This window comes from Bradyrhizobium sp. STM 3809 (genome assembly GCF_000239795.1).
Taxonomy (GTDB): domain Bacteria; phylum Pseudomonadota; class Alphaproteobacteria; order Rhizobiales; family Xanthobacteraceae; genus Bradyrhizobium.
Genome location: NZ_CAFJ01000320.1, coordinates 1 through 9,101, shown reverse-complemented (window position 1 = coordinate 9,101; position 9,101 = coordinate 1). Strand labels below are relative to the sequence as shown.

Annotated in this window: 12 protein-coding genes and 1 pseudogene; all 13 read right to left on the bottom strand. The window is 63.3% G+C overall.

What is annotated here, in order from left to right; genetic code table 11:
* Nucleotides 1-96: 96 nt before the first annotated feature.
* Nucleotides 97-960 carry a hypothetical protein gene (locus tag BRAS3809_RS17910; protein ID WP_139017373.1) on the bottom strand — a complete coding sequence of 288 codons (864 nt, stop codon included), beginning with the start codon at nt 958-960 and terminating at the stop codon, nt 97-99.
* A 197-nt stretch (nt 961-1,157) separates the two neighbouring features.
* Complete coding sequence (locus tag BRAS3809_RS17905; protein ID WP_008963501.1) at nt 1,158-1,583, bottom strand: hypothetical protein; 426 nt, start codon at nt 1,581-1,583, stop codon at nt 1,158-1,160.
* A complete protein-coding gene (locus BRAS3809_RS17900; RefSeq protein WP_008963500.1) occupies nt 1,567-1,881 on the bottom strand; it encodes a hypothetical protein in 315 nt (104 codons plus the stop codon). The genes BRAS3809_RS17905 and BRAS3809_RS17900 overlap by 17 nt, the downstream gene beginning before the upstream one ends.
* Nucleotides 1,878-3,350, bottom strand: coding sequence for a hypothetical protein (locus BRAS3809_RS17895; protein WP_008963499.1), 1,473 nt, complete (start codon nt 3,348-3,350; stop codon nt 1,878-1,880). Before BRAS3809_RS17895 ends, BRAS3809_RS17900 begins: the two co-directional genes overlap by 4 nt.
* Before the next feature lie 143 nt (nt 3,351-3,493).
* Complete coding sequence (locus BRAS3809_RS17890; protein WP_035656652.1) at nt 3,494-4,105, bottom strand: hypothetical protein; 612 nt, start codon at nt 4,103-4,105, stop codon at nt 3,494-3,496.
* A complete protein-coding gene (locus BRAS3809_RS35540; RefSeq protein WP_008963496.1) occupies nt 4,105-5,115 on the bottom strand; it encodes a hypothetical protein in 1,011 nt (336 codons plus the stop codon). Before BRAS3809_RS35540 ends, BRAS3809_RS17890 begins: the two co-directional genes overlap by 1 nt.
* A 15-nt stretch (nt 5,116-5,130) precedes the next feature.
* The gene (locus BRAS3809_RS17880) at nt 5,131-5,562 is read right to left on the bottom strand and encodes a hypothetical protein (RefSeq protein WP_008963495.1); all 432 of its coding nucleotides are present in this window, start codon (nt 5,560-5,562) and stop codon (nt 5,131-5,133) included.
* Nucleotides 5,563-5,692: 130 nt separating this feature from the next.
* Nucleotides 5,693-6,235: pseudogene (locus tag BRAS3809_RS37765) on the bottom strand (phage adaptor protein); the annotation flags it as partial.
* Nucleotides 6,226-6,561 (bottom strand): hypothetical protein, encoded by a 336-nt coding sequence (locus BRAS3809_RS17870; protein ID WP_008963494.1) that lies wholly within the window; start codon nt 6,559-6,561, stop codon nt 6,226-6,228. The gene BRAS3809_RS17870 and the pseudogene BRAS3809_RS37765, both read right to left, overlap by 10 nt.
* On the bottom strand, nt 6,561-6,692 hold the full coding sequence (locus BRAS3809_RS37625; protein ID WP_008963493.1) for a hypothetical protein: 132 nt from the start codon (nt 6,690-6,692) through the stop codon (nt 6,561-6,563). Before BRAS3809_RS37625 ends, BRAS3809_RS17870 begins: the two co-directional genes overlap by 1 nt.
* A gap of 441 nt (nt 6,693-7,133) precedes the next feature.
* Nucleotides 7,134-7,565, bottom strand: coding sequence for a hypothetical protein (locus BRAS3809_RS17865; protein ID WP_008963492.1), 432 nt, complete (start codon nt 7,563-7,565; stop codon nt 7,134-7,136).
* Between the two features lie 72 nt (nt 7,566-7,637).
* Entirely contained in the window at nt 7,638-8,150 is a 513-nt protein-coding gene (locus BRAS3809_RS35905) for a hypothetical protein (RefSeq protein ID WP_008963491.1), read from the bottom strand.
* Nucleotides 8,151-8,215: 65 nt separating this feature from the next.
* Complete coding sequence (locus BRAS3809_RS17855; RefSeq protein ID WP_201767121.1) at nt 8,216-8,986, bottom strand: hypothetical protein; 771 nt, start codon at nt 8,984-8,986, stop codon at nt 8,216-8,218.
* Nucleotides 8,987-9,101: the final 115 nt, after the last annotated feature.

Sequence of the window (9,101 nt, the reverse complement as noted above, 5' to 3'; positions counted from 1 at the left end):
CGGGTTACCTAAAAAACGGCGCGCCACATCAGCGCGCCGTCAACAATCGCAGTTCTGTCGGCTACCAACAGCTCAAATCACAGGTCGAAAAGAGCGCTATGGATCGTAGATAACCCGAGCATCGAGTTGCAATCGCTCGGCAAGAGCCTCAACTTCCTGCTGGCTCTCAGGATAGTGTTCATACACGATAGTCGTCTTGACCGAGCTTTTGTGAAAGCGGGGATGCCATGTCCACATCACAGACGCTAGTTCGCTCTGTCTTGGCCAGTCAAAACGGCTCAGAGCTCTCCTGACAAATGTGCTTTCCGGCGGCTCTTCAAATTCACGATTGACGCGCCGTGTGCTCAGGAACTTCTGTTTCATTTCATAGATTGGAGTAGGCGTCGAAAAAAAATTATGTTCGCCAGTGACACAGAAGCCGACGTCAAGGCGCGGCAAACCTTTATCGCGTGCGTCCACAAAATCTACGCACAATCCGTCTACGGCGAGAGGCCGCCACGCAACCAGCCCATCATTCAGTATGATCGTCCTCCCGGAGGCAAACACGAAGTAACTGGCACACCCAAGCAAGCAGTAGCTCCGAACGACGACGGTCGCATCGCGATCACGTAAGCGATCGGCAAACATCATCATAGCAACGTCGTCACCGCCATGACTGCGAACAACGAACATTCCGCCAGCTTGCAGCTCGTTGACGAGCGACAGATTCTGATCGGGACGAACAAGGCCGTCGAAGCAGAGAATCCGTCGGTCCGGCGAAAGTGCCAGCGGACGCGCGACTTCGCCACCGCAGTAGTCTGCAGCCGCGTGGTAAGCGCCGAAGTCAACCTCCTCGGCACGAAGAGCGTTCATCCTCATCGTGAATGCCAGCATCACGAGAGCGACTTTTGCTCCCCACCGCGGAAAGCCCGCCAAGGCTCGTGCTGTTTGGGTACGATCTGCACTGATCCGATAGAACATGCATTTGGCCCGGTAACTGCACGATTGCGGATAATAACACGGCAACCGCCATATGAGAACATATCAAGAACATTTCTGTCAAGTGCAACGTTCGCCCTTGCGCGTGCCACCGATGGGCTGGGAGCTCATTGATCCGGTGATCAGTTCGCCTTGCCTCTTCAACGTAAGAACGCCGGCGAGATCATCGGAGCTGATCGTCACCTCAACTCCTTCTGGATGATCACGTGCGTCTGCCGATAGCCATCGAGCGCGCGAAGCCAGCCTCTGCGGCCGTAGACGCGCATGCCGCGGCAGCCCTCTGCCTTGGCGTAGGCTTCGATTCCCGAGACGAGCGGCAGCCAACGTGCCATGGTCTGGCCTTCGCAGGCCGTAATGACGCACACCATCCCTGTCTCGGTCAGCTCCAGCCTGGTCGCCGCGACGGCATCGATCGTGGCGGCACCGGAGGCGCCATTCAGCGCAAGCCAGAGCAGCGCCTGTCCGGCAAGCACGTCCCGCTCGACATCTGCGAACGCGGACAGGCCGGTGCGGCGGATCGCCCGCCGCAGGCGCGGCGCGACCTGCGGCCATATCAACCCGACCTGGCGCGGATCGACGCAGGCGAGTTCAGCCGAGCAGCGCATAGAGGAACGTCCGCGCTGATGCAGTGCTGGCGGCGTGCGTGAGCGTGAACGCGCCGTTGCCGACCGCGCTCACATAGATCGTGCCGTTGCCGAGCTCGGCCGCGGCGCTTGGTGTGGTCGCGGTCAGGATCGGCGTCGAGCCGGCCGAGCAGTTCTTGTCGGCCACGGTCGTGGTCGACACGCCCGGCGCCAGCGTCACACTGCCGACGGCGTTGGAGCGGCCGGCAGCGAGTTGCTGCAGCGCGAGGATGATCTTCTTGAGATCGGTCTCGGTGATGCCCGGAACATAAGCGGTCATAGCGTGCCCCCCGGGGTGAGATCCGGCACCACGCCGGCGCAGAAAGTCCAGGACGTCGCGGCCGGAATCCGAACCTTGAAGCGGGCATAGCGGGTGTCCTTGCGGACGTCGCACCGCCCGGTGCGCCCGTTCACCGCCACCTCGCTTCCCATGACGACCGGCATCGACGGTGCGTCGCGCGAGGATACTGATCCGAACAGGCTCGAGGCATCGGTGATCGGCCGGAAGCCGCGGATCATGATGCGGTTGTCGTCGGTGCCCTGCTCCGCGCTTTCGATCGTCGCCTCGAGGCTGCTGCCGCGGAAGAATCCCAGCACATGCCCGGCCGAAAACTGCGCGATCTCGGGCTGCACGGCGGTCGCATAGGCGTCGAGGCTCAGGGTCATCGCGTCGATCGACGGCGAGATGCTGTCGAGGTTCTCGAGCGTCAGCCCCGTCTGCGACATGCCGAGCAGATATTCGCCGCTGGCCGCGATCGAGAAGAAGCGGTCGAGCAGGAAGTCATAGCCGAGCAGTCTGTCGTAGGTGCCCGTCGCGCCGGAGACGGATTTGTAGGACCAGAACACCCGCGTCGACCGCGGGTCGGCCGCTCCGATGACGAGCTGCAGATTGCCCTTGTCGAGGTCGGCCAGGAACGTCCGGTCGACCTTCTCGCGACCGATCGGCTGCGGAACTCCACCCGGTTCGATCTTGTGAAAGCCCTGGCCTGCATAGAAAAAGATCCGCTCGCCGGCGCGGATGATCGAATATGGCGCATACAGGCCCTTGTCCTGCGTGATCCGATCAATCTGGAAGATGATCGGCGATCCCGGAACATACGACATGCGCCGGATCGCCTGATCCTGGAAGATGATCCCGGCTTCGCCGCCGGCAACGCCGCGCACGATGCCTCCGTCTGGAAAATCCTGATGATCGGAGCCCGCCGTCAGACCGTCCCACGACGTCGCCGAATTGAAATTGTTCAGGCCCGACCATTGAATGCGGTAAGGCGTGGACAGCAGGCCCGACAACACCAGGAAGCGTCCGACGACACTGATATAGGCGGCCTGCGGCGGCCCTCCCAAGGCATTGTCGAACGCGCTCGAGGACGACAGGTCGAACACCTGCAACAGCGCGTTGGCCTGGGTGGCGAACACGAGATTGCCGGTCTGCGCAAACTGCCATTGTGCCGCGGACGACAATTGCGAGTAGCTCACCCCGCCTTTCGAGACGTCGAGCCAGGTGAAATCGGTATTGTTCAGACGATAGAGCTTCGTCGTGGTCCCGGCGAAGGTCACGACCGTGCCGTCCGCTTTCAGCGCATAGAATGCGCCACGGCACGGGTCGGGCAGAGCCGAGGTAAAGGGCGAGAAGGACGGAAACGGACCGTAGCCGTCACCTCGGGGCACGACATTCTGAATGTTGCGGGTGGCCTGGCCTTCGTAGTCGCTTACATCGGGCTTGTATTCGCCAAAGGCAAGAAGGGGCATGTCACATCCAGTCCAGGACATTCGCCGGCGCTCATCGGCCGCGATCCTGAAATCGTTGTCATTGTTGAGGCCCGCCTACGTCCGCGTGGTGCGGCTTCGTCGTCCGGGCGAGGTGCGCACCGATGATGATAGCGGCGCGCTGCTCAGCTGCTCCGCCAGCGGGCGGCGGGCGGAGAGATCCGCGCCCAAGAGACCACGGGCACCGACGAATCCTGCCAGGATTTGGAGCTCGTCGGCGTCATGCCCCAAGATGGCGCGGGATCTGCGCTCGCGCTCCAGCCGCTCACGATTCCCTGCAGCGGATACCAGTCCTCGAAGCGGCGTCCATAGTCGACGTCGTATGTGTTGACCTGGTAGGCCGCGCTCTCAACGGCCATTGACCCCGTGAAGGCCGCAGGCTGCCCGCTGAGCGCATGGACTCTGCTAGCCGCCAGCATCCGTCCGGTGGCGGCGGCGGAGTTCACCGACGCAGTGAAGTCGCCCCGCGCCGCAGCGATAGCCAGGGACGACAAGGCGCCGACACCCGAGGTCACCGAGCCGCTCGGCGAGCCGAAAAGAGAAAGTCGTGCGCCGATTGCAGCACCGGCACAGCCGAGTGACGCAATGTTCGTGACGACCACGATCTGGAGTCTGACGGGCCACCCCGCAACCGTGAATGCTGACGGCGCTGCGACAAAGATCGTGGTGGTCGCCGCGCCGCGTGAGAGCTGCGCCACGGCCAGCCGACCGATGGCATCGAACCCGAGCAATGACATCAATAGAACTCGTCGATGATGATGATTCCGGATCCCCCGGTACTGCCAGACGTGCCGCCGGTGCCGGCTGCGCCGGCCGCTCCGCCAGCGCCGACGGCGAACGCGTAGGTCGCCGCCGGAGAAGCGATCAGCTTCTCGCAATAGCCGCCCGACGCGCCGCCCCCACCGCTATATCCTGTCGTTGAGGCGGGGCCGCCGGCGCCACCACCGCCGCTGCCAAACGACGGCGCGCTCACGCCACCGGCATTGGGCCAGCCACCCGGTCCTCCAGCTCCGAACGCCGAGCCGGCCCCCGCGCCACCAACCACGGCGCTCTGCGGACCCGACCCGGCGCCGATGCTGGCCGCGCCATAGCCGCCGGACTGATTGAGATCGCCTCCGCTCGCGCCGCCGCCATTCGAGGTCGGACCACCCGAACCCGAGCCACCGCTGCCGCCATTCGCGACAAGGAAGGTCGATCCAAAGGTCGTGTTGCCGCCCGCACCGCCTCCGCCGCCATTGCCCGTGCTGTTGGCGCTGCCTGCCCCACCACCGCCTCCACCGACCATGCGAACGAGAAGGGTCTTGCTGCCCGCCGGCGTGGTGTAAGTCCCCGATCCGGATGTGATAACCGTCCGGGTGCGCGCAACGGATGCCGCATTCAGGTTGGCGCGTCCTTGCGCCTGCTGTGTTGGCGAGAAGCCGTTGGCTTCCTCGATGGAGATCAGATCCTCCTTCAGTGCAACGATCGCAACCTGCGGCGCTGCGGTGAAATTGATCTTCGCCGTGGTTCCCGCCGAGGTGAACAGGATTGTCGATCGGCTCAGCGTGGCGGTCGATGAGGTGTAGACGCCCTCGCCTATCTCCCATTGCGTGAGATCCGCGCTCTCGGCTCTGTACTTGTAGAGCCGGCCATTGACCGCGCCGGCTGCTGCAGGGCTCTGATAGCCCTGGACGACCGCGGCATAGGTCCAGTCCGTCGTGCCGCCGGCCGTCGGCAGGAATCTGCAGATGTCGAGAAATGCTGCCATGTAAGACCTGCCACGTCAGGTGATCGTCAAAATGCCGTTGACCTGGTCGAGATCGACCGTGAACGTGTTGCCATTGGTCAGGGTGACAGACGTGCCGTAGTCCCACCACCCGATCAGCGGCTTGGTCGCCGAGGTCGCGTTGTAGAGCACCGCATATTGGAATGGTCCGATCGATCCGCCCGCCGCGGTCCAGGACGGGTCGCTGCCGCCGATGAAGCGGAAGGTGTCTGCGGTCTGCCCGCCAGTGACGGTTCCGATCGAAACGCCGCCGGCGGTGTAGCCGTTGGCGGTCGTCAGGTCGGCGGGCGTGTTGTAGACGGTATTGGTCGCGACCGGCGCCGTGTTGGTGAGATAGATCCGGTAGACATGCGATGTTCCGGTCAGCATGTCGTGCAGAGCATGCGCGACGTCCTGGACGAAGCAGTTGAACTTGTTGAATGCGGCCATGTGATCCTCTTCTCGTACGACGTCTCAGACCGCCTGGCCGGACAGCCGCATCGTCACGGTCCGAATAGGTCGATGTCAGCCCGAGCAGGTTGAGCTCGGCGAGCGCACTGGTGAAACCGAGGGCCCATGTCTGGATGCGCCCATCCTCCTTGAGGTAGGGCGCCGATTCCAGCAGCGCGCCGTACAGATAGAGATCCGGTGCCAGCGCGAGCAGCCAGTTGGTGTCGTTCGACGCCAGCGGTGGAATCGTTCGCCGGTAGACCATCTCGATCGTGTAGGCGGCATCCGGACGGGGCGCGAGTTCGATCTGATCGCCGAACACCGAGAAGTAGCGCGGCTGGCCCGCGATGTCGGAGACACGAAAGCGGTATTCGTCGAGCTGGACACCCGATCTGAACTCCAGCGGCGGCTGGCCGCGGACGCTGGTCAGGCGGATCCGCCGCATCGACTGGAAGTCCGACGGCAGCGCGATGAACTCCGGCTCGGACGCACCGAGATCGACGACCGCGATCGCCCTTTGCTCCATCTGGCGAACGAACAGCTGCCGGTTGAACTTCGCCTCGGCGAGCTGAATGAAGCTCGGAATCCGCGCCAGCAGCGTGACGTCCTGGTCGCGCGCCAGATATTCGGACACTGCGGCTTGCAGCGCTGCATAGTTCGAGATCAGCGGCATGGCGGCACACCTCTCCATCCTGTCTGTGGCGCCGCCCTGTCGGTGCGCAGATAGGCCCAGTCCGGATCACCCAGCTTCTTCTGAACGATCTCGTCGAACTCCGGCGTGAACGGGCGAAGCCGGGTATTGCCCCTGGCATATTCCTCGTTCAGCCATTTGACGTAGATGACGTTCGGGATGCGGGCGACGTGTCGCCCCCAATCGCTGTGCTGCTCCTCGCGCCGCGCCTCGCTGTTCCAATCCAGGATGGGCGCGACATCCTGCACCTGCTCGATCACCAGGCGCCGGCCGTCGCGGTCGAGATGCGGACGAATGCTCACTCCCATCACGACAGCTCCGTGATCCAGAGCGTGCCGGCGGTGGCCGTGACCAGGCCGTTGCTGGCGGCCTTGATGACTGCGATATTCTGGCCGGGCGTGACCGTGACGTATTCGACGGTGTTGGCCGGGAGAAACACGTCGGCCGTGGTCGCGGTCTGTGCAGCGCATCCGTCGCGGTCGCGACATCAGGGGGTGACGAACGGGCGTCGCGCCGGTTTGTCACGATGCGGATGTGGAACGAATTCGATTCAAATCTCACCGGCGCGATGGCGCGAGAGATGTCTCCCGGTTCGGCTCATGCGAGATGTCGATGCCGTGGCGCCCGCCGCAGGCGGGGTCGGCTGATCCGGCTGTCGTGGTCTCACCAGAGTCGACGCGAGCGGTGAAACAGCACGGGATTGGAGCCGTGAGCCAATCGAGGTCACGGCCTACTAAAAAAACCCGCGACCGAATGTCTCCGGCGCGGGTTCATGCAAGTCTTGCGATACTGTGTTTATGAGGCTGATTTGCCCGACGTGTCAATGCATGATGATTGCGTTTTGGATCGGAATGCGGGAGCACGCGGGCTCGAGCTTCGATCATCGTCCAAGCGCGCGAGCCACGAGCCCGAACGTGCAACTGAAGAGCAGCGCGATCGCGATCGAGATGATGTTCGTCGTCGCGAAAAGAGCCGCGATCGCAGCCCCGGCTGTAACACCGAGGCCGAACGAGAACAGCATTGCAACAGCTCCCGCAAACATGCCGATGCCGCTGACGAACACGAGCGCCGATCGTGGCCCTGGATGGCTCCCGATCCAGGCGCAGCGCAGCGAGGCGACGACTCTCGCTCCGACCATCAGAAACATGACATTCAACGTCGCCAGAGCCGCCGCAAAGAGCGCGAAATAGATCACAGCTTCGATGCCGCCCAGGATGACCGTTCCGAGCGAAGCCAGGATGGCGCCGAGATAGATCAGACCAAATTTGAGCACGAGGTCGACGACGAAGACGGTCGGCCAATGTCGTATCATGGGGCTCACGATGTCTTACCTTTCTCTCGGCATGCCGCGGGCAGATCGACCCACCAAACGGCATGTCCCGCCTCACCTTGGCGGGTCGGTACGCGTCGCGGACATGAGGCTGCTCAGGAGGTCGAGCAGACCACCGCTTCCCGTCTGGTCGCCCAACCCCGGCGCCTGCGGCGACACGCCGAGGCCGAACAGGACGGCGGGGCTGGTGGGACGCGAGGCGGGCACAACTGGCTCCCGTCCCGACGCGCCGTTGCCCACGGACGCATAGCCCAGCGCGGAAAGCGCCATCAGGGCTTTCAGGGTCGCTGATGAAGCCGCCCGGGGCTGTCGATCCGACATCCATTCCCGCAGCGATGACTGCGGATCTGGCGCGGGCTCTAGCTCATTCCGATAGTTCGGCAACCACGGCGAATTCTGAGGATTGCGACGTGCCGGGTCGTCGCCGGGGAGATACAGGGGCCGCCGGTTCCGAGCCAGGTCCTCGACGGTCGGCACAGTCCAGTCCTCGCGGTACCCTCGAAGGTTGCCGGCAAAGTTCGGATCGGGAACGATCGGAACCGGATGCAACGAAGCCTTGTTTCTCATTGATCACCCTCAAATGGCCAGTCTCGAAAACTGTGGTGTTGATCGGAGCTCAAAGAGCCTGATGGTCATGGATCATAGATGACATCGCGCGCGCCGAAACGCCTGGCCAACGCGGTCGCTTCCTCCTGCGACTCGGGATAGGCCTCGTAGATGATCTCGGCCTTGAACAGGCGCTTGAGCGAGGTCGGACTCAGCATCCATCCGATGCCAGGAAACTGGCCCGTCTGGTCATAGAGCCTTTTCAGGCGTTTCCGGACATACTCACTGTCGGGCAGCGGCCGGAAATGATCTCGGTCGACGACCCTGTCCGCATAGAAGCGCTTGAGCCCCGAAGCATCGCTCGCAAAGACAAGGCGCCATCGGTCGCCGTCAGGACATTCCGCGCGCCACAGTTTCGGGATGCTGGACTCATGCGGTTCGCGGAACGTCACCTGGCAATCCGACAATGCGTGCTGCCATACCACGATCGTCCCCTTTACGACGTAGGTCCTCGCAGAGGCCACGAAATAGTAGTCCGCACACTGGTAGATGCAGGTGTCGAACACCACTACGGTCGCGTTGCGGCTGCGCAGCAGATCGGAGACGCTCATCGCGGTGTCGCGCTTGCCGCCATAGCCGCGCAAGACGAACAGGCCGTCCTGAGCGAGCTGACTCACCTTGGAGACGTCGACATCGAGCTCGGTCTGAGCGCTGAAGCAGACGATCGTCCGGTCGGGGCTGATCGCCGTCGGTTGCGGCACGTCGCCGCGGCAATAGTCGACGGCGCGATGATAGGCCTCGGGGTCCAGCCTAGCCGGCTCCGCGGCCAGGTGCTGCGGAGCGACGAGAGCCAGCAAGATGAGGCTTGCGGACAGTGTGCTGACGAGACGCACGAGGTTCGACCACATACGACACCGCGATCACATGTTGAGTCGAACGGGACGATCGGAGAAAGCCGCTGTCGCCTGACAC

Bases quoted from the DNA above. Each gene is read 5' to 3' on its own strand.
- BRAS3809_RS17910 (WP_139017373.1), bottom strand. From the start codon at position 960: ATGTTCTATCGGATCAGTGCAGATCGTACCCAAACAGCACGAGCCTTG.
- BRAS3809_RS17870 (WP_008963494.1), bottom strand. From the start codon at position 6,561: ATGGGAGTGAGCATTCGTCCGCATCTCGACCGCGACGGCCGGCGCCTG.
- BRAS3809_RS17880 (WP_008963495.1), bottom strand. From the start codon at position 5,562: ATGGCCGCATTCAACAAGTTCAACTGCTTCGTCCAGGACGTCGCGCAT.
- BRAS3809_RS17905 (WP_008963501.1), bottom strand. From the start codon at position 1,583: ATGCGCTGCTCGGCTGAACTCGCCTGCGTCGATCCGCGCCAGGTCGGG.
- BRAS3809_RS17865 (WP_008963492.1), bottom strand. From the start codon at position 7,565: ATGATACGACATTGGCCGACCGTCTTCGTCGTCGACCTCGTGCTCAAA.
- BRAS3809_RS17890 (WP_035656652.1), bottom strand. From the start codon at position 4,105: ATGTCATTGCTCGGGTTCGATGCCATCGGTCGGCTGGCCGTGGCGCAG.
- BRAS3809_RS17895 (WP_008963499.1), bottom strand. From the start codon at position 3,350: ATGCCCCTTCTTGCCTTTGGCGAATACAAGCCCGATGTAAGCGACTAC.
- BRAS3809_RS17900 (WP_008963500.1), bottom strand. From the start codon at position 1,881: ATGACCGCTTATGTTCCGGGCATCACCGAGACCGATCTCAAGAAGATC.
- BRAS3809_RS35905 (WP_008963491.1), bottom strand. From the start codon at position 8,150: ATGAGAAACAAGGCTTCGTTGCATCCGGTTCCGATCGTTCCCGATCCG.
- BRAS3809_RS35540 (WP_008963496.1), bottom strand. From the start codon at position 5,115: ATGGCAGCATTTCTCGACATCTGCAGATTCCTGCCGACGGCCGGCGGC.